Source organism: Mycoplana sp. ABR4_002, assembly GCF_056159645.1.
Window position 1 is genome coordinate 2,996,313 of sequence record NZ_JBSWVO010000001.1, and the last position, 22,022, is coordinate 3,018,334.

At 66.6% G+C, this 22,022-nt stretch carries 25 protein-coding genes and 1 pseudogene; 9 read left to right on the forward strand and 17 right to left on the reverse strand.

The annotated features are described in order from the left end of the window. Nucleotides 1-242: 242 nt before the first annotated feature. The 8 genes from ACXAGF_RS14315 to ACXAGF_RS14350 form a co-directional block, all read right to left on the reverse strand. Nucleotides 243-713 (reverse strand): NUDIX hydrolase, encoded by a 471-nt coding sequence (locus ACXAGF_RS14315; protein ID WP_475018066.1) that lies wholly within the window; start codon nt 711-713, stop codon nt 243-245. Nucleotides 714-735: 22 nt separating this feature from the next. Beyond that, nucleotides 736-915 (reverse strand): DUF3008 family protein, encoded by a 180-nt coding sequence (locus tag ACXAGF_RS14320; protein WP_475018067.1) that lies wholly within the window; start codon nt 913-915, stop codon nt 736-738. Between the two features lie 149 nt (nt 916-1,064). Then, entirely contained in the window at nt 1,065-1,847 is a 783-nt protein-coding gene (fabI, locus tag ACXAGF_RS14325; protein ID WP_475018068.1) for an enoyl-ACP reductase FabI, read from the reverse strand. A 52-nt stretch (nt 1,848-1,899) separates the two neighbouring features. Further along, complete coding sequence (locus ACXAGF_RS14330) at nt 1,900-3,087, reverse strand: acetate/propionate family kinase (RefSeq protein WP_475018069.1); 1,188 nt, start codon at nt 3,085-3,087, stop codon at nt 1,900-1,902. 5 nt (nt 3,088-3,092) lie between these two features. Then, nucleotides 3,093-4,058 carry a phosphate acetyltransferase gene (locus ACXAGF_RS14335; protein ID WP_475018070.1) on the reverse strand — a complete coding sequence of 322 codons (966 nt, stop codon included), beginning with the start codon at nt 4,056-4,058 and terminating at the stop codon, nt 3,093-3,095. 78 nt (nt 4,059-4,136) lie between these two features. Beyond that, on the reverse strand, nt 4,137-6,401 hold the full coding sequence (locus tag ACXAGF_RS14340; RefSeq protein ID WP_475018071.1) for a DUF3141 domain-containing protein: 2,265 nt from the start codon (nt 6,399-6,401) through the stop codon (nt 4,137-4,139). A 406-nt stretch (nt 6,402-6,807) separates the two neighbouring features. Further along, nucleotides 6,808-7,839 carry a porin gene (locus tag ACXAGF_RS14345; protein WP_475018072.1) on the reverse strand — a complete coding sequence of 344 codons (1,032 nt, stop codon included), beginning with the start codon at nt 7,837-7,839 and terminating at the stop codon, nt 6,808-6,810. Between the two features lie 240 nt (nt 7,840-8,079). After that, a complete protein-coding gene (locus ACXAGF_RS14350; protein ID WP_475018073.1) occupies nt 8,080-8,550 on the reverse strand; it encodes an aminoacyl-tRNA deacylase in 471 nt (156 codons plus the stop codon). A 310-nt stretch (nt 8,551-8,860) separates the two neighbouring features. On the opposite strand from ACXAGF_RS14350, the gene ACXAGF_RS14355 reads away from it, so the two are divergent. Further along, the gene (locus ACXAGF_RS14355; protein ID WP_475018074.1) at nt 8,861-9,388 is read left to right on the forward strand and encodes a hypothetical protein; all 528 of its coding nucleotides are present in this window, start codon (nt 8,861-8,863) and stop codon (nt 9,386-9,388) included. 102 nt (nt 9,389-9,490) lie between these two features. Here the strand turns inward: ACXAGF_RS14355 and ACXAGF_RS14360 are convergent, their stop codons facing one another. Then, entirely contained in the window at nt 9,491-9,946 is a 456-nt protein-coding gene (locus ACXAGF_RS14360; protein ID WP_475018075.1) for a MarR family winged helix-turn-helix transcriptional regulator, read from the reverse strand. Between the two features lie 117 nt (nt 9,947-10,063). Between ACXAGF_RS14360 and ACXAGF_RS14365 the strand changes: the two genes are divergently transcribed. Both ACXAGF_RS14365 and ACXAGF_RS14370 read left to right on the forward strand, forming a co-directional pair. Next, a complete protein-coding gene (locus ACXAGF_RS14365; protein ID WP_475018076.1) occupies nt 10,064-10,429 on the forward strand; it encodes a DUF488 domain-containing protein in 366 nt (121 codons plus the stop codon). Between the two features lie 62 nt (nt 10,430-10,491). Further along, complete coding sequence (locus tag ACXAGF_RS14370; protein ID WP_475018077.1) at nt 10,492-11,448, forward strand: PLP-dependent cysteine synthase family protein; 957 nt, start codon at nt 10,492-10,494, stop codon at nt 11,446-11,448. An 18-nt stretch (nt 11,449-11,466) separates the two neighbouring features. On the opposite strand, the gene ACXAGF_RS14375 is transcribed toward ACXAGF_RS14370, so the two are convergent. From ACXAGF_RS14375 to ACXAGF_RS14390, 4 genes are all read right to left on the reverse strand, one after another. Continuing rightward, the gene (locus ACXAGF_RS14375) at nt 11,467-12,510 is read right to left on the reverse strand and encodes a Gfo/Idh/MocA family protein (protein WP_475018078.1); all 1,044 of its coding nucleotides are present in this window, start codon (nt 12,508-12,510) and stop codon (nt 11,467-11,469) included. A gap of 9 nt (nt 12,511-12,519) precedes the next feature. Then, nucleotides 12,520-13,305: a ThuA domain-containing protein gene (locus ACXAGF_RS14380; protein ID WP_475018079.1), complete on the reverse strand. Its 786-nt coding sequence runs from the start codon at nt 13,303-13,305 to the stop codon at nt 12,520-12,522. 121 nt (nt 13,306-13,426) lie between these two features. Beyond that, complete coding sequence (locus ACXAGF_RS14385) at nt 13,427-13,768, reverse strand: DMT family transporter (protein ID WP_475018080.1); 342 nt, start codon at nt 13,766-13,768, stop codon at nt 13,427-13,429. 35 nt (nt 13,769-13,803) lie between these two features. Further along, nucleotides 13,804-14,364, reverse strand: a complete 561-nt coding sequence (locus ACXAGF_RS14390) for a TetR/AcrR family transcriptional regulator (RefSeq protein WP_475018081.1) — start codon at nt 14,362-14,364, stop codon at nt 13,804-13,806. Nucleotides 14,365-14,543: 179 nt separating this feature from the next. Between ACXAGF_RS14390 and ACXAGF_RS14395 the strand changes: the two genes are divergently transcribed. From ACXAGF_RS14395 to ACXAGF_RS14405, 3 genes and pseudogenes are all read left to right on the forward strand, one after another. Beyond that, nucleotides 14,544-14,948 carry a group II truncated hemoglobin gene (locus ACXAGF_RS14395; protein ID WP_475018082.1) on the forward strand — a complete coding sequence of 135 codons (405 nt, stop codon included), beginning with the start codon at nt 14,544-14,546 and terminating at the stop codon, nt 14,946-14,948. Nucleotides 14,949-14,951: 3 nt separating this feature from the next. After that, nucleotides 14,952-15,323 (forward strand): DUF423 domain-containing protein, encoded by a 372-nt coding sequence (locus ACXAGF_RS14400; RefSeq protein ID WP_475018083.1) that lies wholly within the window; start codon nt 14,952-14,954, stop codon nt 15,321-15,323. 114 nt (nt 15,324-15,437) lie between these two features. Further along, nucleotides 15,438-16,188 (forward strand): annotated as a pseudogene (locus tag ACXAGF_RS14405) (IS5 family transposase); the annotation flags it as partial. Here ACXAGF_RS14405 and ACXAGF_RS14410 read toward each other — a convergent pair. The 4 genes from ACXAGF_RS14410 to ACXAGF_RS14425 all read right to left on the reverse strand — a co-directional run bounded on the left by ACXAGF_RS14410 (nt 16,179) and on the right by ACXAGF_RS14425 (nt 18,687). Next, on the reverse strand, nt 16,179-16,478 hold the full coding sequence (locus ACXAGF_RS14410; protein ID WP_475019300.1) for a hypothetical protein: 300 nt from the start codon (nt 16,476-16,478) through the stop codon (nt 16,179-16,181). The pseudogene ACXAGF_RS14405 and the gene ACXAGF_RS14410 overlap by 10 nt on opposite strands. Further along, a complete protein-coding gene (locus ACXAGF_RS14415; RefSeq protein WP_475019301.1) occupies nt 16,475-16,849 on the reverse strand; it encodes a DUF2325 domain-containing protein in 375 nt (124 codons plus the stop codon). The genes ACXAGF_RS14410 and ACXAGF_RS14415 overlap by 4 nt, the downstream gene beginning before the upstream one ends. Nucleotides 16,850-17,293: 444 nt before the next feature. Beyond that, nucleotides 17,294-18,205, reverse strand: a complete 912-nt coding sequence (locus tag ACXAGF_RS14420; protein ID WP_475018084.1) for an energy transducer TonB family protein — start codon at nt 18,203-18,205, stop codon at nt 17,294-17,296. Between the two features lie 53 nt (nt 18,206-18,258). Continuing rightward, the gene (locus tag ACXAGF_RS14425) at nt 18,259-18,687 is read right to left on the reverse strand and encodes a hypothetical protein (protein ID WP_475018085.1); all 429 of its coding nucleotides are present in this window, start codon (nt 18,685-18,687) and stop codon (nt 18,259-18,261) included. A gap of 220 nt (nt 18,688-18,907) precedes the next feature. Here ACXAGF_RS14425 and ACXAGF_RS14430 point away from each other — a divergent pair, with 220 nt between their 5' ends. The 3 genes from ACXAGF_RS14430 to ACXAGF_RS14440 are packed head-to-tail and all read left to right on the forward strand — an operon-like array spanning nt 18,908 to nt 22,022. Continuing rightward, the gene (locus tag ACXAGF_RS14430; RefSeq protein ID WP_475018086.1) at nt 18,908-19,963 is read left to right on the forward strand and encodes a hemin-degrading factor; all 1,056 of its coding nucleotides are present in this window, start codon (nt 18,908-18,910) and stop codon (nt 19,961-19,963) included. A gap of 12 nt (nt 19,964-19,975) precedes the next feature. Next, nucleotides 19,976-20,920 carry a heme/hemin ABC transporter substrate-binding protein gene (locus tag ACXAGF_RS14435; protein ID WP_475018087.1) on the forward strand — a complete coding sequence of 315 codons (945 nt, stop codon included), beginning with the start codon at nt 19,976-19,978 and terminating at the stop codon, nt 20,918-20,920. Next, the gene (locus ACXAGF_RS14440; RefSeq protein ID WP_475018088.1) at nt 20,907-22,022 is read left to right on the forward strand and encodes a FecCD family ABC transporter permease; all 1,116 of its coding nucleotides are present in this window, start codon (nt 20,907-20,909) and stop codon (nt 22,020-22,022) included. The genes ACXAGF_RS14435 and ACXAGF_RS14440 overlap by 14 nt, the downstream gene beginning before the upstream one ends.

The following is a 22,022-nucleotide window of genomic DNA, read 5'->3' on the forward strand; positions in this document are numbered from 1 at the left end:
GCCAGCCAGCCTGAATGCCCGGTGTCCCGACCTCTGACACCGGGCGACCTTTTCGAACGCGGCGCGCCGTCAGTCAGCAGCCCCGTCTTTGACCACTGCGATAGCCCCTGCTGCGCGCTCTGCCTGTTGCGACAGGCTCCGACTGAGCCTGCAAAGCTCGCCTTGAACCTGGTTGCGTGTGTGTCCGCTCGCTTCGCCGCATGGACAGGCCTCGGCCGTCGAAGGTTCCGCCGTCCGCCATCTCAGCTCAGCAGTTCCTTCTCCCGGTCGATCTGACGCAGCAGCGTGACGAGCTCGGGCTCGTCGACGAGAAGCGCGGCCTCCCGGGGTCGCAACCATTTCCGCAGCCGCTGCGACTTTTCCTTCCATCGTTGAAGGGTCGCGCTGGCTTTCAGGGGATACACCGCGACGCGAACCGGGACGAAGCAACGGTCCGTTCGCTTCCAGTAGAAATAGCTTCCGATGGCATCCTGGCTGGCCTTGCCGTCGACGCCCGCTTCTTCCCTGGCCTCGAGGCGGGCGGCCTTATAGTCGCGCTTGCCCTTCATCGGCCAGCCCTTCGGCAGCGTGAACCGCTGCGTCTGCCTGGTCGTGATCAGCATGACCTCGAGCCGCCCCTTGGGATCCGTCCTGTAAGGCAGGGCTCCCACCTGCTTCAGGATGGCGCCCTTTTCGGCCGCCCGTTCCCGCTGTCTGTTCTTGCCCTTGCTCATTGTCGTTCTCGAACGCCGTTCATCAGGCGCGGTCAGGTTTGCCCTTGTGCTTGGTCGAGGCGAGTTCCTCCAGTTCGTCCTCGGACATCGACTTCTCCATTTCCTTGGAGGCGCCCTTCAGATCGCTCTTCTTCATATCACCGCGCTTGGCAGCCAGTGCGGCGCCCGCTGCCTTCTGCTGCGCTTTGGATTTGGCCGGCATCAGATCTCTCCTGCGAGGTGACGGAGTAATCCGGCGCGATCCGCTTTGGTTCCAGCGGTTGGGCAGTATAGCGGTCCCGGGCATTGGCGATCCATCGACGCCAAGGAGGGTGGTAGCGCCGGCCGTCGGATCCTCCCAGGCTGCTCGATCTAGTCGATGATATGGTAGCCGCCGTCGATATAAAGCGTCTCGCCGGTAATCAGGCGGGCCGCGTCATGGGCGAGGAATGCGGTCGCTAGGCCGACGTCATCGATGCTGACGAGACTGCGCGCCGGAGCCGTTTCCTGAGCCTTGTGCAACAGCTCGTCGAACTCCGGGATGCCGGAGGCGGCACGCGTCGCCAGCGGCCCGGGCGAGATGGCGTGCACGCGGATGCCCTTCGGCCCGAGTTCAGCGGCGAGGTAGCGCACGGCGCTCTCCAGCGCGGCCTTGGCGACCCCCATGATGTTGTAGTTCTTCACCACCATCTGGCTGCCGTAATAGCTCATGGTGAACAGCGTGCCGCCGCGCTTCATCAGCGGCTCGGCCAGATGGGCCATGCGGATGAACGACCAGCAGGAGATGTCCATGGTGGTCAGGAAGCCCTCGCGCGGCACGTCGACGACGCGCCCCTGCAGGGTATCCTTCGGCGAGAAGGCGATCGAATGCACGAGAAAGTCGATTTCACCCCACTCGGCCGCAATGCGCTCGAACACCGCCTCCATCTGGCCGGGTACCGCCACATCAAGCGGCATCACGATCGGCGCGGCAAGGTCCTTTGCCAGGGGCGCGACATGGGGCCGCGCCTTGTCGTTCAGATAGGTGATCGCCAGTTCGGCGCCAAGCGCGCGGAAGGCCCTGGCGCAGCCCCAGGCGATCGACTGGTCGTTGGCGATGCCGACCACCAGGCCCTTCTTTCCCTCCAGCAGCTTTGCCTTGAAATCCGGAATCATCGTCGCCCCTTCGCCTGGTTTGTTAGGATAGCGCCGGCCGAACCGGCATCGCTCACCCGCCTCGACCCGACCCGCCCGTCAAGGCCAGCGTATGACGTGCAATCATCAGTTCCTCGTCGGTCGGCACGACGAGCAGCTTGACCTTGCTGCCGTCCGACGACACGACCAGCTCGCGCCGGGCATTGCGATCCGGGTCCAGCCGCGCGCCGAGCCAAGCGAGCCTCTCGGCGATCCGGGCCCGGATCACCGCCGAATTCTCGCCGATACCGGCGGTGAAGACGAAGGCGTCAAGCCCGCCGAGCGCCGCGGCCAGCGCCCCGGCATGCAGACCGGCTCGGTAGACGAAATGGTCGAGCGCAAACCCTGCGCGTGGATCGTCGCTCGCCAGCAGCATGCGCACATCGTTGCTGACGCCCGAAAGGCCCTTCAGGCCGGAGCCGGTATAGAGAAGGTGCTGCACCTGCTGCGACGTCATGCCCTTCTGCTCGAGCAGGTAAAGGATCACCCCCGGGTCGATCTGTCCGCAGCGCGTACCCATCGGCAGGCCGTCGAGCGCAGTGAAGCCGAGCGTGCTTTCGATGCTGCGCCCGTCGAGAATCGCGCACATGGAGGCACCGCTGCCGAGGTGCGCCACGATCACCCGACCGTGGGCGATCTCCGGCGCCACCTCCGCCAGCCGGCCGGCGACATACTCGTACGACAAACCGTGAAAGCCATAGCGCCGCACCCCCTCGGCAAAGAAATGCTCGGGGATGGCGTAGTGGCTGGCCACCGGATCGTGGCCCCTGTGGAACGAGGTGTCGAAGCATGCGACCTGAGGCAGCTCCGGCATTCGTTCGAGCACCGCGCGGATCGGCGCGAGATTGCTGGCCTGGTGCAGCGGCGCGAGCGGCTCAAAGCGCTCAAGATCGCGCAGCACATCGTCGGTAATGCGGACCGGCCGGACGTAGTCGGGACCACCATGCACGACCCGGTGACCGACCGCGACGAGCCTGCCTTCCTGCCGTTCACGCAGCCAGGCGCCGACGATGCTCATCGCGGTCAGCGAGTCCGGCACCTCCGCCGCGGCATGGGTCTGCTCGGCGAGGACCTGCCCTTCGCGGTCCTTGACGATCAGCCGCGGTGACGTGCCGACGCCCTCCATCTGCCCCCGCAACTGCTTTTCAAGGCCGGCATCGGCGGTGAACATCTCGAATTTCAGGCTGGACGAGCCGGCATTGACGACCAGGACCGTATCCATCGACGTCACGATCCCTTGACCGGCGCGGTGCGGCGGCGCGCATCGACCAGCAGCGCGGCGACCGCGCAGGAGGCAAGGCGCGTGCGCACGGAATCGGCCCGTGACGTCAGGATGATCGGGACGCGTGCGCCGAGCACGATGCCCGCGGCGTCCGCCCGCGCCAGGAAGGTCAGGTTTTTCGCCAGCATGTTGCCGGCCTCAAGATTGGGCACGACGAGGATCTGCGCGCGGCCGGCGACGGGCGAGTCGATGCCCTTGATCCTTGCCGCCTCCGGATCGATGGCGTTGTCGAAGGCGAGCGGCCCCTCCAGCAGCCCCCCCGTGATCTGCCCGCGCTCGGCCATCTTGCAGAGCGCGGCAGCGTCGATGGTCGACGGGATCTTGGGCGTCACCGTCTCGACGGCCGAGAGGATCGCCACCTTCGGCGTTCCGAGGCCGATTTGGGTGAAGAGATCGATAGCGTTCTGGATGATGTCGCGCTTGACGTCCAGGTCGGGAGCGATGTTGATGGCCGCGTCGGTGATGAACAGCGGTTCTGGGTAGGTCGGCACGTCCATGACAAAGACGTGGCTGATACGCCGCTCGGTGCGCAGGCCGGTCGCCGACGAGGTGACCGCGCGCATCAACTCGTCAGTATGCAGGCTCCCTTTCATCAGGAGTTCGCCGCGCGCCGATCGAATGAGTTCCACCGCCTTGGCGGCCGCGGCGTCGCTGTGGGGGACATCGATGATTTCATAGGGCGAGACATCAATGCCGTGTGCCTTTGCCAAGGCCTCGATCTTGTTCGCAGGCGCCACGATGATGGGCTCGATCAGCTTCTCTTGAGCCGCCTCCACCGCCCCGCGCAGCGAGGTCTCGTCACACGGATGAACGATGAGGGTCGTGGCCGAGGGTATCTCCCTCGCCCGCGCGATCAGGCGTTCGTATTTCTGATGCGCGCGTGTTTCTCCAACGCTTTCCGTATCCGGCATCGCCATCCCCTTTTGCCCGTCTGCGCCTGCCCTGCCACGACCAGCCGCCCGGTCGTGGAGGTCAGGTCTAAGGTGTCCTCAACGCCGGACGGCCCGGATTGGCGGCGTCTTCTGCACCGCCTGCCGTGGCCGTGGTGCGGCCATCGGCTCCGGCGCTGCCTCGCCGCCGGACCGGAAGAACCCGGCGACCTGCTGCCAGCGCTCCTCCGCCTCGCCGGAGAGCTCGCCGGCCGCGAGCAGCACCTCGCTGAGCGCGGCAAGGCCCTTGCGGCGGAGGTCCGGATCACTCGGCAGCATTGCAGGGATAGCGGCGAGCGCCGCCTCCTGATCGATGAGCAGCATCAGAAACTGCTCGCGGATGAGCGCCTTGAATTCGCCAAGCGTCATCTTCGGCATGGTGTCTCCGGCGGACCGCATGCGGCGGATGGCGGCAAAGCCGCGTTCATCCACCCCGCCACGCGCCATGCCGACGTAGATGAGCCCGCGTGCCAGGCACTCCCGCAGGCCGCCATCGCCGATGCGCGCCTTCAGTTCCGCCACGCGTTCCTGCAGCACCATGCGGTGCAGTCCAGTCTTGCCCGCCCGCCGGCGCGGGGCCGCGTCCGTGGGGTCTACGCCGACGGCCGCCTGCAGCAGCGGCGAGCCGTATACCGCAAGGAAGGTCGCCTCGGAAGCGGCCTCCATCAGGTCGCGCCAGCCGTCGAGCGCCGCCACGATCTGGCGCGAGGCGGCCTGCTCGAGCGCCAGAAACGGATTGTCCGCGGCGACGGGCCGGCGATCCTTGGCCACATCCACCGCGAGATCGGAAACCGTCACCATCAGCGGATTGGCATCGGAGAAGACCTCGTATTGCAGCCGCAGCGGATGGAGCTGGCGCATCAGTTCGCCGGAGCCGTCCGGCTGCAACTGGCGAACGAAGGGTTGCAGGAACGTGCGGTAGAGCGCCAGGTTGATGTCCGAGACCCGGGCCGCCGTTTCGAAGCGGCGGTCGTCCTCCGCATCGTTTCCGCCAAGCGCCCGGATATCGTCGAGCGTCCTTGGCTCGCAACGCATGATCCAGTCGCCCGCGACAAGGTCGGCGCCGTGCGTCTCGTCGGTCCTGGCCTCGAAGGTCGCCTCGTAGAGTCCCGGCGGAAGCGCGTCGATCAGGTCGATGTTGCTGGAGAACTCGCCGTGCTCCTTGCGGGCGACCCCGGCGGACACGAAGATGCCGAGATGGCCCGCCGTTTCGTGGACGGTGTAGACGATCGTCTGCCCATAGGAACGGATTTCGTCGACGTCGTCATAGAGATCGAGAATCCAGTCGAGCGCCTGCTGCGGCGGGGTGATGTTGTCGCCCTTCGAGCAAAAGACGACGATCGGCGCACGGATGTTGCGCAGATCGACCATGGCTCCGTCGGACGTGTTGACGCGGCCGCAGGCAAGGTTGTTGCCGATGAAGAGCTCGTCGACGATGAACTGGATCTCCTCGGCGTTGAGACTGACATGGCCGCCCCACCATTGCTCGAAATCGAGGTAGCGCGGCGCCTCGGTGTCGATCCGGGAGTAGAGGTTGTACTGCTTGGCCCAAAGGGTATTGGACGGGTTCTGGTTCTCGAAGTTCTGCACCAGCCAGGCGCCGTCGAACACGCCCTCGCCGAGGTCGCTGGTCAGCGCCGTCAGCCAGCTGCCGCCGAGCAGGCCGCCGCTGTAGCGCATCGGGTTCTTGCCGTGAACGCCCGCCCAATAGGAGAGCGGCGCTCCGGCGATGATGAGCGAGCCAAACAGTTCGGGTCGAAGAGCCGCCAGCATCATCACCGCCCAGCCGGCCTGGCAATTGCCGACGACACAGGGCCTGGCATCGGCGTTCGGATGCAACGCGATGACCTTCTCGAGGAAGACTGCCTCGGCCCGTGCCACGTCCTCGATGGTCTGGCCCGGCACCGGGTCGGGCAAAAAGCCGATGAAGTAGCAGGGGTGGCCGGCGCGCAGGGCAACACCGATCTCGCTGTCCGCCTTGAACCCACCGATGCCCGGTCCGTGCCCAGCCCTCGGATCGACCACCACGAACGGCCGCCGGCTGTCGTCGACCACCACTCCCGCCGGAGGGACGATGCGCACGAGACCGTAGTTGACCGGTCGTTCGAGCGTGCGTCCGTCGATGACGAGTTCCGGCTTGTAGTTCAAAACGTGCGGCGCGGTCTTCGCGGCATGGGCGCGGTACTGGTTCCCGCGCTGCCGCATGACGTCCCAGAAGAGCACGCTTCGCTGCGCTGCATCAAAGGCATAATCCATCGCGGAGCCGATCGGGCCGAACTGTGACGAAAAACCGCCCTGGGGAGGAAATTGGGAAGGACTGCTCATGCGTATTTCCCTTCTTCACTTCATGGTTGCCATGCGGCATCGCAGCAATGCAATTGCAATAAGTACAACTTCTCCGTCTATGCTAGATTTCTACCTAAGCGGAAGCGATAGATGCTATGCATGTTTCCGTTGCGGCGCCAAGGTGGGCAATTCTAGTCATCGGGCAACAGGCGACGCAAGCAAAGAATCCATGACAATCGTCAATCAGCTTGATCGAGGAGCCCCTGGCAAGTCGGGCATACACGTATTTTACGCGTGATTGCGTCGGAGTTGCGGTCGCTCCGCCTCTTTCGCAAGGGCCCCGCCTGGCGGCTGGACGGGCATGGCCAACAACCGCCGGCGCCTCAAACCGAAGGCGCCGGTGCCACGGAAGCGATGTCAGATAAAGCCGGAGTTCCTGCGGGCTTCAGAAGTTGCGCTGGAAGCGGAGGGCCCAGCCCCAGCCATTGGCCGCGTCGTCGACCTCATCCTCGCGATAGTCGATTTCCGGAATGATCGAGAATCCCGGCACGACGGCATAGGCCAGGTTCAGCGCAGCTTCGAAGTCGCCACCCTGGTCGACGTTCATCGACGCGTTGATCGTCGCCTTGTCCGTCGCCTTGTAGATCGCACCGACCCAGGCGGCCCAGTCACCGTCCCACAGGGCATAGTTGTTGATGCGGTCGCCATCGGTATTCCAGCCGCCCATGACAAAGAGCGACAGCGGCCCGAACTCTCCGTCGAGGCGCAATTTGATCGCCCCCTCCTCCATCGACTCGTCGTAGCCGGCGACGAGGCGCGCCTTGAACTTCTCGCCGAGGTAGCCGGCGCCGGCGACCAGGTCCGGGATGTAGTTGTCGTCGGCAACGTCGAAGTCATAGACGCGATCGTTGCTCTGGTTGCTGTCGTCCTCGACACCGACCGCGACGCTGAAGCCGGCATCCGAGCGGTAGGTGTAGCGAATCTGGGTACGTTCGAAATCGCCGTAGTCGATCTCGTAGTACTCGTTGATGGTGGTGCCGGCGTCGTCGGTGAATTCGGTGTACAGCGTGTCCGCATAGCCAACCAGAAAGCCGGACATCTCGACCGTCAGCGCCTTGGGCGTGACGTAGGCATCGGTGTTGTCGTCGCGGTTGAACTCGATCTCGGCGTAGGTCTTGAGCGCCCCGTACTCGGTATCCGATCCGGTGCTGACCCGCAGGTTGAGGCGGGAGCGCGAGAACCAGGAATCGCCGCCGCCGCCTGGGTGGGTGTCCTGTCCGTTGGGATCGCCGCCCTCGAAGTCGACGCGCAGATAGCCATGCACGTTCAGGCAGGTTTCGGTCCCGGGGATGAAGAAATAGCCAAGCCCGTAGGCGGCGTCACACCGCCGCAGATAGTCCATCGGCTCCGGCTCGCCCGCCACAATGGCGTCCGCGGCCACGGCATTGCCGGCAAACAGCAGCGAGACCCATGCCAAGGTAAACAGTCCCGTCGATCTCACTTCGTTCCCCATGTCTCGCCGTATGTCGCCCGATAGCGGCATCGTCTCGAAGCCGCCGCGGGAGTTGGCAGCAGCCTACGCGATTCGCCATCGGAAAGCAGCGACTTCGTCTTCGACGGTGGGGGCGGAAGTGCGCGGGCGCACGACGACCGCGGAGCGCCGCTGCGGTCGCCGTTGGCCGGCATCTGCCCGAGCAGGGCCGGCGCACTCTCCCGACTAGGCGGGATGGCTGATCCGGGCAACCCGGGCGTTCTTCGTCAGGGTGCGGAAGGCCGGCCCGCTGACATGCACCAGCGTCCGGTGGTCGCCGCCCTCGAAATAGACGTCGCTCGCATTGTCGAGGCTCTCATCGAGGATCACCGGCATGTCGTAGGCCTGGCCGATCGGCGGCACAGCTCCCTCGTCGCAATCGGAAAAGAGCGTGCTGACCTCCTCCTCCGACGCCAGCCCGAGACGCCGGTCCATCACGTCCTGCAGGGTGGACAGCTCGATGCGGTGCGTGCTGGGAACCACGGCCAGAACGTAGCCCGTCTCGTGGTGCACGACGACACTCTTGGCCAGGCGCCTGCCGGGAACGTGCGCCGCCTGCGCCGACTGGCTGGTGGTGGCGGTCCGGTGATGGGCGACGGTATCGTAGGAGATCCCCTCGCGGTCGATGTAGTCCTGGAGCTTCTTGGCAATCGTCATCGTAGGCGCCCCTTCTGTTGTGGTGGTGCCGCATGTTGAACATTGTCCTCCCATCGTTCGCGATGTCAACGGAGTGCAGCGGGCGGCTGCCGCGCGCGTCGGTTCAACCAAGGCAGGCGCCGGATGGAGCAGCCGGAGGGTGCGCAAGACCAGCGCCTGCACGCAGCATGCGTCATGTCATAAAGCAGGCGTTGTGGTAGATTGTATGCCGTCGCGGGCATACCCAACGGCCTGTCGACCGGAACCAACCTCCCGCGCGATCCAGACCCAAGTCTCAAGCTGAACTCATGCCTGAAAGGGAGTGACGTCAATGTTCGGGCTTTTGATCCCTGCCACCCTTGCCCTTGCCACCGTCGTGCTCGGCCCAACCGTGGCGCTTGCCCGCGGCGGATGCCTGCTGGCCGAGGATTATCTCAAGGACGGCGCCAACGCATCCAACCGGCAGATGGCGTCGGCCATCGCCTGTCTGGCCGGCAGCCTCGGCACCGCGGACGCGGCGCCGACGGCGCGTGATCAAGACGCTGCGGAGAAAATCCTCCTTCTGGCGAACAAGATCATCGGCACCGGCGCTCCGGTGGCCGGCGGCAAGCCACTGATCGGCGCGGGGGCTCAGCCCGCCATCGCCTCGCTCGCCGGCGGCCAGGGCATGCAAACGGGTACCGCCAGCAGAACCGAAGTAGCGCAGGCCGCGGCGACGATCATCTGCATCGTCAGCGTTCGCTATCTGGCCGACCGCCAGATCGACCCGGATCTGCTGGCGCACAAGGGAACCTGCCCGGCAGATGGCGACGCTAGGGAGCAGATCCGACAGGCGTTCAAGATCATCGGCAATGGCTGAGTGGCCGAACGGAACCGGTGTTGCCGGGAGCATCGGCACGGTCAGCGCTGTCACACCGGTCGTTTCGGCGATCGGCATGGCAGCGCCGTCCGGCAGCCGCCGCTAGGCCAGCCCCTCCGTCTCCCCCGCCAACGCGCGGGCGAGTTCGGCGGAGATGTGCCGCTCCAGCTTCTCCTGCGCCGCGCGCCAGACGGGGATCGCGGCCTCCAGCCGTCGCGCCCCGGTCTCCGTCAGCCAGGCGGAGCGGCGCCGCTGATCCGTCGGCACGAGCGTGATCTCGACCAGCCCTTCCTTCTCGAGCGTGCGCAGGTTGCGCGAGAGCGTCGACTGGTCGAGCCCGGTGCGGCGGGCGAGGTTGCCGAGCGTGTCGTCGGCCACCGAAGCGATCTGCGCCAGAAGGCCGAGTTGCGCCGTCGTCAGTCCGCAGCCGGCGATCTCGCGGTCGAGGAATTGCGAGATGCGCCGCGCCGCCAGCCGGCTGTTCCAGCCGGCGCAGGCCTCCACCAGCATCCCGGCGTCGCGTCGCAGCGTTTTCGGCGGTTGATCTCTCGTGCTCATGGATATATGCATCTACAATATATGCAGATACAATGAAAGTACCCTGCGGCGCAGATCGGCGTCTCCGCGCGAGTCTGCCGCGACGGCCAGGATCTGGAGCGAGGCGAAGGAGAAGCCGTGACCATCCGCCTGAAACGCGTCTACGAGCCGCCCGAGGCGAGCGATGGCGTCCGCATCCTGGTCGACCGCCTGTGGCCGCGCGGCCTCGCCCGGGACAAGGCGCAGATCGATCTCTGGTTGAAGGACCTGTCCCCGAGCGACGAGCTGCGCAAGCGCTTTCACGGCCACCCCGAAAACTGGGAGGCGTTTCGCCTCGCCTACGCCACCGAGTTGCAGGCGCCGCTGGCCGGGGCCGCCCTGGCGCAGCTCCGCGACTGGGCGCGGCAGGGCATCGTCACGCTCCTCTATGCCGCCCGCGACGAGCGGCACAACAATGCGGTGGCGCTGAAAGCCTGGCTGGGCGAGCACCCGGACGGGGCCTGACCGCGCATCGCAGACCAGGCGAGCACCCGCGGCCGTCGCCGACACTCACACCGGGGGAAACCATGAATTCGCAACGACGTGACATTCTGGACTGCGTCGGCAACACGCCGCTGGTCCCGCTCCGCCGGATCGGGCCCGCCTCCGGCGCCCGCATCCTGCTCAAGCTGGAAAGCCAGAACCCGACCGGCAGCATGAAGGACCGCATGGCGCTGGCGATGATCGCGGCAGCGGAGCGTGACGGGCGGCTGCCCGAAGGCGGGACCGTCGTCGAATACACCGGCGGCAGCACCGGCGTCTCGCTGGCGCTCGTCTGCGCAGTCAGGCGCCACCCGCTTCACATCGTCACCTCCGACGCCTTCGCGCGCGAAAAGCTCGACCATATGGCCGCCCTTGGCGCGCGGCTGCAGGTCCTCCCGAGCGACGGCGGCCGGATGACCGAAAAGCTGACGCGCGACATGATCGAGGCCGCGCGTGTCGTCGCCGAGGCGAGCGGAGCGTACTGGACCGACCAGATGCGCAACCGCGACCAGCTGTCAGCCTATCGCGCCCTGGCCGAGGAAATCTGGGACCAGACGGGCGGCCGGGTCGACGCCTTCGTCCAGAGCGTCGGCACCGCCGCCTCGCTGCGCGGCACGGCCGAGGCCCTGAAGGCGCGCGACGACAGGATCCGCGCCGTTGCCGTCGAGCCGGCGGAATCCGCCGTGCTGTCCGGCGAGCCGCCGGGCGCCCACAAGATCGACGGCATCGGCGCCGGTTTCGTCGTCCCGCTGTGGCAGCCGGGCATCGCCGACCACATCGAGCGCGTGTCGACCGGGGACGCGACGGCGATGGCGCTGCGGCTCGCCCGCGAGGAAGGGCTGTTTGCCGGCACCTCGACCGGCGCAAACGTGGTCGCATCGCTGCGGCTCGCCGAGCGGCTCGGCCCGGCGGCGACGATCGTCACCATGCTGTGCGACACCGGAATGAAGTATCTGCACGGCCTCGGCGCTGTACTGCGCGGGCAAGGCGCGACCGGCTAACGCCGGAAAGCACCCCGTTCAGACGGACAGCTCACGCCGCGCCCGTTCCGCCTCCATCGCCAGGTCGAGCACCTTCTGCAGGTTGGCGGCGTGACGGAAGCCGGGCTCGACCGCGCGCTTCTGTCGGACCGCCTCGACGAAGCGCTCGTAGTTTGTCGGCACGGTGCCAGCTTCGATCGGCCGCCACGTCGCGGTCTCCACATCCTCGCCGAGGCAGCCGCGCAGGCTCGATCCGTCGGGCGTGTGGATCACCTCCAGCGCGCCCTTGTCGCCGTGCATGCGCAGCCGCAGCTCGTTCAGGTGGCCGGTGGCCCAGCGGCTCGCATGGACGACGCCGATCGCGCCGTTCTCGAATTCCGCGGTCATGGTGAAGCTGTCGTTGGCGTCGAGATCGTAGTCGCCGATGCGGCCGTCCGGCGCCTTGTCGAAGGCCTTGGTGCGGGCGAAGATCGTCTCGACCGCGCTGCCGCTGCCGTAGCTGGCAAAGTCGAGAATGTGGATGCCGACGTCGCCGAGGACGCCGTTCGAGCCGTGCCGGGTGGAAAGCCGCCACAGCCACTGGTCCTGTGTCCGCCAGTCCCCCCAGGCCCTGGACACCAGCCAGCTCTGCAGGTAGGAGGCCTCGACATGCCGGACCCGGCCGACCGCACCCTCGAGCACGAGCGCGCGCGCCTTCTGCAGCGGCGCCACGTTGCGGTAGGTCAGGTTGACCATCGCCACCAGACCCGAGGCTTCCGCGGCGCGCGCCATCTCGTCGGCCTTCGCGAAGGTCTCCGCCAGCGGCTTCTCGCACAGGACATGCTTGCCCGCGCCAAGCAGCGCCAGCGTCGTCGGGTGGTGGACCCGGTCGGGCGTGACATTGGTGGCCGCGTCGAACTCGCCCCAGGCGAGCGCGGCCTCCAGCGTCGGAAAGGTCCGCGCAATCCCGTGCCGCCCGGCAAAGGCGCCGGCGCGCGCGGGATCGAGGTCGACCGCGGCCACCATCTCTACGCCGTCGATGGCGGCGAAATGCTCGGCATGGGTGCTGGCCATGCCGCCGGTACCAAGAACAAGCAGTCGCATGGCCGCTCCTCAGCGATAGCCGGCTTCGCCGGCCTGATGCAGTCGCGGCCCGCGCTCGACGATCGGTTCCAAAGCGCTTTCAACCGGCACGTTCGGCGCGTCGTGAACGGCGGTATAGCGGCCTTGCGGATTGTGGGCCCACTTGACCGCATTGCGCAGCACCTGCTGCACGGTGGCGTCGTGATAGGTCGGATAGGTCTCGTGGCCGGGGCGGAAATAGAAGATGTTGCCGGCGCCGCGCCGCCAGGTCAGGCCCGAGCGGAACACCTCGCCCCCGGCGAACCAGGACACGAACACGGTCTCAAGCGGCTCCGGCACCGAGAACGGCTCACCGTACATCTCCTCGTTCTCGAGCACGAAGTTCTCCGGCAGACCGGCCGCGATCGGATGGCGCGGATTGACGACCCAGACGCGTTCGCGTTCGCCTGCCTCGCGCCACTTCAGCGCACAGGGTGTTCCCATCAACCGCTTGAATATTTTGGAAAAATGCCCGGAGTGCAGGACGATGAGCCCCATCCCCTCCCAAACCCGCTGCGCCACCCGTTCGACCACAGCGTCGGACACCGCACCATGGTCCTTGTGCCCCCACCAAAGCAGCACGTCGACACCGTCCAGGCGCTCCGCCGGCAGGCCGTGATCCGGCTGCTGCAGCGTCGCGGTCGTCGCCTCGATCCCCGCTTCGGCGTTCAGCGCCTCGGCGATCACATGATGCATGCCCTTTGGATAGATCGAGCGCACGACCTCGTTGGTCTGCTCGTGAATGTTCTCGCCCCAGACGACCGTCCGTATCGCCATGTCCGTATCCTTCCGCAACGCCCAACAGGCGCCTGCCGCCGCGACGGCAGGCTTTCCAAACCGCTTTGGATGGCATTTCTTGCAGGGTTTTCCGGACTTGGCAAGGGCAAACCGGAGGCGATCAATGGAACGTCGACTTCGAGAACAGATTCAGCACCAGAACGCCGGCGATGATCAGGCCGAGACCGATGACCGCGGCGCGGTCCAGCGTCTGGCCGAAGACCAGATAGCCGACGGCCGAGATCAGCACGATGCCGAGCCCGCTCCAGATCGCATAGGCGATGCCAACCGGGACGTAGCGCAGGCTCCAGGAGAGAAAATAGAAGGCAAGCGCGTAGCAGACGACCATCATCAGCGTCGGCAGCGCCCGGGAAAAATGCTGGGCCGCCTGCATCGCCGAGGTGCCGAGCACCTCGAACACGATCGCGATCACGAGAACGGAATAGACGAGCGTCAGGTTCATGGCAGTCTCCGGCCCGCGGCGGGTCAAGGTTGATGTCAGGATCGGGTGAGTTCGACCAGCCGACCCATCAGCGCCCGGTCTCGCTCCGGATCGGTCGGGTGGCTGTCGAGCAGCGAGGCCAGCCACAGTCCGTCGGCGGCGAAGCGCACCAGTTCGCAATCGATCGAGGCGTCCGTGCCGGCATGCAGGCCGTACTGTTCCTCGATCCAGGTGCGCCAGCGCTGGCGCAGGTGCGGCTCGCCGAGGAGCGCCATCGTCATTGCCTTCCAGCGCTCCACCTCCGCCATTCCGCCCGGCACGAAACACACCTTCAGATAGGCGCGCGTGAAGCGGCCGTGCGGCTCGGGGTCGACCAGCATGGCCTCGTGGATGGCGGCGTCCAGCCGACCGATCAGGTCGTCGAGCAATCCGTCCAGCAGCGCCACCTTGCTCGGGAAGTGATGCAGCAGGCCGCCCTTGCTGACGCCGGCTGCCGTTGCCACCGCGTCGAGGGTCAGCCCGGCCGCTCCCTTCTCCAGGCACAGCCCTGCGGCCACCTCCAGCAGGAGCTGGCGCACGGCTTCGGGTTGCTTCTTGCGGTGATGGGCGTTGCTCATGTCTATAAACATACCGTCTGGACGGTTTTAATGCAAGAGCCTCGAGAAGGTTGGACGGACAAATTTTTCTGGCGACCTGCGCCGACCCCCGCATCCGCGCTCCGTTGTCACAGTGGCCGCGTTGGCATTGCCGGGCCGCGCCACCTCGACTATCTCTACGGCAACAGCGGGAGTCTACGGTGCGTGGCGAAACGACAGAAGCGGTCAGCCTATACGAGGCGATTGGCGGAGATGCGGCCGTCCGCACCCTCACCCGCCGGTTCTACGGTTTGATGGACACGCTTCCGGAGGCCGCCGCCTGCCGCGCCGTCCATCCCGCCGATCTCGCCGGCAGCGAAGAGAAGTTCTACGAGTACCTGACCGGCTGGCTCGGCGGGCCGCCGCTCTACACCGACAAGCGTGGCCATCCGATGCTGCGACGCCGCCATTTCGTCGCCTCGATCGGCGCCGCCGAGCGTGACGGCTGGCTGCTGTGCTTCAACCGGGCGCTGGAGGAGGCCGTGCCGAGCGCGCCGTTGCGGGCGATCATTCTCGAGCCGGTGACGCGGCTGGCGCACCACATGGTCAACCGGGAACAGGCGTAGTCGATGGCCGGCTCGATCGCGCGCCGCGCCACCCTTTTCCTTGCCGGCCTTTTGGGCCTGGCCGGCGTGGCAAGCGCAGCGCTCGCCTCGCATGCGGGCACCGACCCGCGCCTTCTGGGCAGCGCGTCGGCAATGTGCCTGGCGCACGCCCCGGCCCTCGTCGCCCTCTATGCGGCCTGGCCATCGATGCGCACCGCGCCCGTCGCCGCGCTGCTGCTCGCGCTGGGGACGCTGCTGTTTGCCGGCGACCTCGCCATGCGTCACGCGGCCGGGCACGGACTGTTCCCGATGGCCGCACCGACCGGCGGCGCGCTGATGATGGCGGGCTGGATTGCAGTCGCCGCCGGCGCCGCGATGCACCGCCGGGACGGCTGAACCGGACTGGCGCCGCCGCCGGCGCACAGCCTGTGTCGGCTCTAGCTACTGTACTCAAGAACGGGATACCCTTTGAGGGCCGTTCAAGGTTCAAATTCCGAAGGAGGAGCTTGAATGACACGGTTCGACCTTGCTGATCGGCAATGGGCGCTGATGGCGCCGCTTCTGCCCAACAAGCCCCGTGGCGTGCGCGGGCGGATGATCGGCACGTTCTGAACGCGGTCCTCCGTATCTTGCGAACCGGTTCACTGTGGCGCGACCTTCCGGAGCGCTACGGCCCTTAAGACGACGGCCTACAACCGCTACACCGGTGGGCCAAGGCGGGCGTGTGGCTGCGGGTCTTCGAGGCGCTCGCAGCCGCTTCGCGCCAGTCGATGCCATTGATCCACTCCTCCATTGTCCGCGCCCACCAGCACGCCGCCGGCGGTAGAATGGGGGCCCGGATCGCGCCATCGGCCGCTCTCGTGGAGGACTGACCAGCAATGTCGTGATAGACGAACGGGGATTGCCGGTTCGGCTCGCGCTGACGCTAGGGCAGGCATCCGACAAGGCCGCCGCGCCCGGCCTGCTCGAAGGGCTTCCTTCAGCGTCGGTCGTCATCGCCGATCGTGGCTGCGACTGGCAGCACCTGATCGACCTTGCCCGAGAGCGTGGCGGCGAGGCCCACATCCCGACCCGGCGCGGCCGCGAGGGTCCAGAGACCCGTCGACCCAGGCTTCTACCGACCGCGCGACCTCGTCGAACGTTTTTCTGCAAACTCAAACACTTCAGAAGGGTTGCCACCCGCTACGACAAGCGCGCCGCCAACTTCCTTGCTGCCGTCGCTCTCACCTCGGCCAGACTGTGGATGCGAAATTATGAGTCCGCTACCTGGCGGGAGCCGTTCAATAGCCGCGGCCGTTCGGAGCGCTGCGGAAAGGCGAGAACGTTGTCCGTGGCCCGCGGCGAGGGCGCGCCGATCGCCTCGAATGGCACCTGGCGAGCCGGGGGGCGTGCCTCCCGGACCGGAAACTCGGTGACATTCCGGTTGTCCGCCCGCAGGCGGCTATCGGCCATCAGCAGAGCGTGGAGTTCCGGGATCAGGCCTTCCCCGTTCTGCGCGGCCAGCTTGTGCAGGCCGATCATCATGAAACCATCCGGCTTGCCGTCATTCATTGAACTGGATTTCCTTCGCTGAGGCTCTGCAGGGCCCGTTCGAAGCTCGATTTGCTGCCGTTGCGGAGCGGCACGAAGGCCTTTTCCCACTTCTTGCAGCCCGACTTCACCCGCAGGCATGCGTCATGGCTGATACAGTCGATCGGGCAGAACACGCAGTCCACGGAGGGAAGCACGTTGTCGATGCGCGAGACGGCCTCGCGCAGGCCGCCGTCGTGATGGATCAGGTTGGCGCCGAAAGCGCTGGCGATCTGGCGCAGGTGCGCGACCTGGCAGTCGCGCCCGCCGACATAGAGAAAGCTGCGCCCTTCGAGCGAGGCCTTGGCCGAAGCGTCCTGCCCCGACTCCGCCTCGGCGCCCTGCCGGTGCACCGGACGTTCGTGCCGGCCGCGTCTGTCGATCTCGATGGTGCGGCGCTTCACCCGCGCAACCTCGACCGGCCGCTGCGGGCGCGCTTCGGCCGCCGGCGCGCGCCCGGAGTGCGGTCCGGCTTCGGTAGCGCCGGTCGTCGCCAGCCGCACCTTGAGCGCGGCCACTTCCTTTTCCAGCGCGGCAATGCGCGCATCGCGCGACGTGATCATCGCCCTCAGTGCCACCTCGCTCTGACCATCCCTGGCTGTCCGCATGCTACTGTCCTCGTGCTCGGTTTCGGCGAATGTGATTGGAACGGTGCGACCCTACAAAACATGAGTCTTATAGTAAAGTATAAACATGACTTTTCTAGTCATCTTATATCGCACGCCTTGCCGACAGCGCGCGTGCTCGCGGCGCCGGAACGGACGCCGGACGCCAGACGATGCCATGGGCGGCCTGTGCTAGCGCTTGAAGGCGATCGGAACGTTGAACAGCCAGGAGGAGCGGCCAGCCTCCGCGGGAATCGCCGGGAACGGCGCCGCTCGGCGCACCGCGTCGACTGCGGCCTGGTCGAGTTCCGGTTGACCTGAACTGGCCGCCACCCGGATGCCGCTTGCCTGGCCGGAGGCCGAGACGGCAAAGCGCACGGTGACGACGCCACTGCTGGCGCCGGCCACGCGCCGCTTGGCACGGTTGATCTTGTTGCGCACCTTGCCGGGATAGTTGCTGACCGCCGCATTGCCGGCGGTCGAGGCATTGCCCTTTTTCTGGCCGCCGAGCGACGCCGTCTTCACCTTGTCGGACCCGTCGACCTGCCCCTTCTTGGCCGCCTGCGTGCTATTGCCCCTCTCGCCGGCCTTGGGCTTTCTCTTCTTCTCGACCTTCTTCTTCGGCGTCTCAACCGGCTCTCTCGCCTCCTCCTGCAGCGGCTTCAGGACTTCGGGCGGCTGGTCGGTGATTTCCGGCCGGACGTCGGGAACCGGGATCGTGGCGATTTCGACGGCGGCGCCTTGAATCTCGATCGCCTCGCTCATCTCCGGGATGATCTCGTCGGCCTCCGGCGTCGCGACCGCATCGACCGGCATGGCCTGCTCAGGCAGCATTTCCTGCGGTTCGATCTCCGCGACCGGCTGCGGCACCGGCTCGATGGTTTCGGGCGTGATCGTGTCCGTCGGCTCCAGCGCCTCCGGCTCGCCCGATTCGATCGCCTCGAAGGCGCCGTTGCCAAGCATCGCGATCTCCGCCACGACGCCGCCGGCGATCTGCGCCTCATCCGCGCCCGACGGCGAAAGCGTGAGCATCGCGGCTGCGCCCGCATGCGTCAGCAGCGAAAGCACGATCGCACTGCCCCAGACTACCCTCTTGCCCGCCATGACCAAATCCACCCTGTGCTCCGACCCCTTCAGCGCCTGGCGCTTGAGGCGGCCTATCCTTCGAAGCCGACCCGCGTGCTGCTGCGGGTGACGATCCCGACCATGCACGCGCCCACCGGCAAGCCCTCGCCCTCGCAGATGGGCGAATCGTTGATCAACACGCGCTTGACGCTGTCGCACTTGGTGCCCGGCAAGTCGAACTGACGAACCTTGGTCTTGCCCTGCGGCAGGTCGCGGAAGTCAAGCACGACCATGCGTTCGACCGTGCCGGCGCCATTGAAGAGCACGAATTCGAACGAAGCCTTGCCGACGCTCTGCGGCAGATTGTTGCCGATGACGAAGGTGAAGACGCAGCCCTTCTGCGAGGGAGCAAGCGCGTTGAGCTCGACCTCGAGGCCCTTGGCCGGAAGTGTCTCCTGCGAGGATGCGGTCCCGGCAAATACCAGCGACGCCGCAATTGACAGGATGGCATGTCGGAACATCACTTTCGCCCCTTTGTCCCTTCGCTGAACTCGATTGCCGCGCAATCTGAAATTGCGCCCGGCCTCGAACTGGAGCCGATCGGCTATTGCCTCCATAGATAAATATGAGTATGAAAGTCAAGATAGATTGATGGAGACCGACATCAAGCCCTGGACCGGCCGACGAACGTCGGACCCGCGACACAGGGTAAGATCGCGGTCATTTTTGAGACTGGCGAACATGACGACGAAGCACCGCCCCACCCCATCCGAAATCCGCGCCTACCGGGCCGAAAACGCGAAAATGCGCGAGCGCGACATCGCCGCACAACTCGGCATTTCCGAAGCCGCCCTCGTTGCCGCCGAGGTCGGAATGACCGCGGTCCGAATCGATGCGAGCGCCAATCGCATCCTGGAGCGGGCGCCTGCGCTCGACGAAGTGATGGTCCTGACGCGCAACGACAGCGCGGTGCATGAGAAGATCGGCGTCTACGAAAAGGTGACGACCGGAAAGCACGCCTCGATCGTCCTTGGCGAGCACATCGACCTGCGCGTTTTTCCCGGCGCCTGGGCGCATGGCTTCGCCGTCGCGAAGACGACGCAGGACGGCGAGGTCCGCCGCAGCCTGCAATATTTCAACGCCGCCGGTCAGGCGGTTCAAAAGATTCACCTGCGGCCGACCTCCAATCTCGCCGCCTTCGAGGCAATCGTCGCCGACTTCCGCCACGACGACCAGTCGCAGGAGTTTCTCGAGGCTCAATCGGCAACTGCCAATGACGAGGCCGGTCCGGTCGACGTCGCGACCTTGCGCGAAAACTGGAGCCAGATGACCGACACCCATCAGTTCTTCGGCATGCTGAAGAAGCTGAAGATCGGCCGCCAGGACGCCGTCCGCAGTGTCGGCGAGGACTACGCCTGGCAGGTCGACCGCACCTCGGCCGAGCTTCTGATGCGGTCCGCGGCGGACAAGGGCACCGAGATCATGTGCTTCGTCGGCAACGACGGCGCGATCCAGATCCATACCGGGCCGGTCAGCGCCATCCGCCCCATGGGCCCCTGGATCAACGTCATGGATCCGACCTTCCACTTGCACCTGCGCCAGGACCACATCGCCGAATGCTGGGTTGTACGCAAGCCGACCAAGGACGGCCACGTCACCTCGCTCGAGGCCTACGATGCCAAGGGCGAGATGGTCATCCAGTACTTCGGCAAGCGCAAGGAAGGCATGGTGGAGCGCGAAGACTGGCGCGAGATCCTCAATGCCCTGCCCCGCCACGACGCCAGCGTCGCTGCCTGAGGAGGACATGAGATGGCAGGCCCCTCGTTCCGACGCCCGCGCCCGTGGGAGATCGCGCTGACCGCCTTCGCCCTCGCGGCCCCCGTGCTTCTGCCGCTCGGCGCGATCCGGCCAGGGTTCGCCACGCCTGCGGTGGCGGAGGAGATGCAGAAGATCGACAGCCGGCGGCTGGTTTCGATCGGCGGCGCCATCACCGAGATCATCTTCGCCCTCGGCGAACAGGATCGACTGATCGCGCGCGACCAGACCAGCACCTATCCGGAAGCCGCCATGGCGCTGCCCGACGTCGGCTACATGCGCGCGCTGTCGCCCGAGGGTGTACTGGCCGTCGGCCCGAGCGCAATCCTCTCGATCGAAGGCAGCGGCCCGCCGGATGCGCTGGCGGTTCTCAGGGACGCCGGTATTCCCTTTCAAACTGTTCCGGAAGGCTACGACCGTGCAGCGATCCTGAACAAGATCGCCGTCGTCGGCGACTTCCTCGGCGTGCCCGACAAGGCCCGGGAGCTATCGCAGCAGGTCGGCGCCGACCTCGACACCGCGATCGCCGATGCCGGGAAGCGGCCCTTGAACGAGCGCAAGCGCGTGCTCTTTATTCTGAGCTTCCAGGACGGCCGCGTCATGGCGGCCGGCGCCGGTACCGCAGCCAATGGCATTCTTGAACTGGCCGGGGCGATCAACGCCACGGACGGTGCTTTCCAGGGCTACAAGCCGTTGTCCGACGAGGCGATCGTCGAGGCAAGGCCGGATGCGATCATGGTGATGACCCGCGGGAGCGAACACGGCAGCAGCGACGAGCAGGTGCTCACGCACGCGGCGATCGCGCTGACGCCTGCGGCCAAGACGAGGACCATCATCCGCATGAACAGCCTGCACCTGCTCGGCTTCGGCCCACGCACGGCCTCGGCGGTCCGCGAACTCAACGATCGCCTGTACGGCCAGCGTCATGTCTCTCAGTGACGCACTGAAGACCACCTCGCCGCGCGGCATCCTCGACAGCCTCCGCGCCGGTGCCGCAGGCGATCGGGCCGGACTGGCGCGGCTGGTGATTGCAGCGCTGATCGTGCTGACGCTGTTGGCGCTGCTCGCCTCCACCGCGACCGGTGCATCCGATGCCTCGGCCTTCGACGTCGTCGCCTCCGTGCTGCGCGGCGAGCCGGCCTCGGTGCTGAGCCAGCGTGATCGCATCATCGTCTTCGACATCCGCCTGCCCCGCGCCCTGCTCGGCCTGCTGATCGGCGCGGCGCTGGCCGTTTCGGGAGCGGTGATGCAGGGTCTGTTCCGCAATCCGCTCGCCGACCCCGGCCTGATCGGCATTTCCTCCGGGTCCGCCCTTGGCGCCGTTCTGATGATCGTGCTCGGCGCACATCTGCCGCTTGCGCTGCTGGGCTTCGTCGGCGCCTTTGCGCTGCCTCTGGCGGCCTTTCTCGGCGGCCTGCTGACGACGTTGCTGCTCTATCGCATCGCCACCCGCAGCGGCCAGACCTCGGTGGCGACCATGCTGCTCGCCGGCATTGCGATCGCCGCCCTGTCTGGCGCGGTCACCGGCATCCTGATCTACATGGCCGACGACAAGCAGCTGCGCGACGTCACCTTCTGGAGCCTCGGCTCACTCGCCGGCGCCAGCTGGTCCAAGGTCCTGACCGCCGGCCCCGTCATTGCGGTCTCGCTTACCGTCCTGCCGTTCCTGGCGCGCGGCCTGAATGCGATCACCCTTGGCGAGGCGGCCGCCTTCCACATGGGCGTGAAGGTGCAGCGGCTGAAGAACATCGCCGTCGTTAGCGTGGCCGGCGCGGTCGGCGCCTCGGTCGCCGCCAGCGGCGGCATCGCCTTCGTCGGCATCGTCGTGCCGCACATCCTGCGCATGGTGATCGGCCCCGACCACCGCTACCTTTTGCCGGCATCCGCCCTGCTCGGCGGCATTTTGCTGCTGGCCGCCGACATGGGCGCGCGCGTCATCGTCGCGCCGGCGGAGCTACCGATCGGCATTATCACCGCGCTCGCCGGCGCACCGTTCTTCCTCTGGGTGCTGCTGCGCGGCCGTGCCTCCGCCGGGCTCTAG

Excerpts from the sequence above, each read along its gene's own strand:
- ACXAGF_RS14330 (WP_475018069.1), bottom strand. The coding sequence starts at position 3,087 with ATGGATACGGTCCTGGTCGTCAATGCCGGCTCGTCCAGCCTGAAATTC.
- ACXAGF_RS14375 (WP_475018078.1), bottom strand. The coding sequence starts at position 12,510 with ATGCGACTGCTTGTTCTTGGTACCGGCGGCATGGCCAGCACCCATGCC.
- ACXAGF_RS14435 (WP_475018087.1), top strand. The coding sequence starts at position 19,976 with ATGGCAGGCCCCTCGTTCCGACGCCCGCGCCCGTGGGAGATCGCGCTG.
- ACXAGF_RS14340 (WP_475018071.1), bottom strand. The coding sequence starts at position 6,401 with ATGAGCAGTCCTTCCCAATTTCCTCCCCAGGGCGGTTTTTCGTCACAG.
- ACXAGF_RS14440 (WP_475018088.1), top strand. The coding sequence starts at position 20,907 with ATGTCTCTCAGTGACGCACTGAAGACCACCTCGCCGCGCGGCATCCTC.
- ACXAGF_RS14315 (WP_475018066.1), bottom strand. The coding sequence starts at position 713 with ATGAGCAAGGGCAAGAACAGACAGCGGGAACGGGCGGCCGAAAAGGGC.
- ACXAGF_RS14360 (WP_475018075.1), bottom strand. The coding sequence starts at position 9,946 with ATGAGCACGAGAGATCAACCGCCGAAAACGCTGCGACGCGACGCCGGG.
- ACXAGF_RS14425 (WP_475018085.1), bottom strand. The coding sequence starts at position 18,687 with ATGTTCCGACATGCCATCCTGTCAATTGCGGCGTCGCTGGTATTTGCC.
- ACXAGF_RS14355 (WP_475018074.1), top strand. The coding sequence starts at position 8,861 with ATGTTCGGGCTTTTGATCCCTGCCACCCTTGCCCTTGCCACCGTCGTG.
- ACXAGF_RS14385 (WP_475018080.1), bottom strand. The coding sequence starts at position 13,768 with ATGAACCTGACGCTCGTCTATTCCGTTCTCGTGATCGCGATCGTGTTC.
- fabI (WP_475018068.1), bottom strand. The coding sequence starts at position 1,847 with ATGATTCCGGATTTCAAGGCAAAGCTGCTGGAGGGAAAGAAGGGCCTG.
- ACXAGF_RS14370 (WP_475018077.1), top strand. The coding sequence starts at position 10,492 with ATGAATTCGCAACGACGTGACATTCTGGACTGCGTCGGCAACACGCCG.
- ACXAGF_RS14410 (WP_475019300.1), bottom strand. The coding sequence starts at position 16,478 with ATGAATGACGGCAAGCCGGATGGTTTCATGATGATCGGCCTGCACAAG.
- ACXAGF_RS14335 (WP_475018070.1), bottom strand. The coding sequence starts at position 4,058 with ATGCCGGATACGGAAAGCGTTGGAGAAACACGCGCGCATCAGAAATAC.
- ACXAGF_RS14430 (WP_475018086.1), top strand. The coding sequence starts at position 18,908 with ATGACGACGAAGCACCGCCCCACCCCATCCGAAATCCGCGCCTACCGG.
- ACXAGF_RS14390 (WP_475018081.1), bottom strand. The coding sequence starts at position 14,364 with ATGAGCAACGCCCATCACCGCAAGAAGCAACCCGAAGCCGTGCGCCAG.
- ACXAGF_RS14380 (WP_475018079.1), bottom strand. The coding sequence starts at position 13,305 with ATGGCGATACGGACGGTCGTCTGGGGCGAGAACATTCACGAGCAGACC.
- ACXAGF_RS14350 (WP_475018073.1), bottom strand. The coding sequence starts at position 8,550 with ATGACGATTGCCAAGAAGCTCCAGGACTACATCGACCGCGAGGGGATC.
- ACXAGF_RS14400 (WP_475018083.1), top strand. The coding sequence starts at position 14,952 with ATGGCCGGCTCGATCGCGCGCCGCGCCACCCTTTTCCTTGCCGGCCTT.
- ACXAGF_RS14320 (WP_475018067.1), bottom strand. The coding sequence starts at position 915 with ATGCCGGCCAAATCCAAAGCGCAGCAGAAGGCAGCGGGCGCCGCACTG.
- ACXAGF_RS14420 (WP_475018084.1), bottom strand. The coding sequence starts at position 18,205 with ATGGCGGGCAAGAGGGTAGTCTGGGGCAGTGCGATCGTGCTTTCGCTG.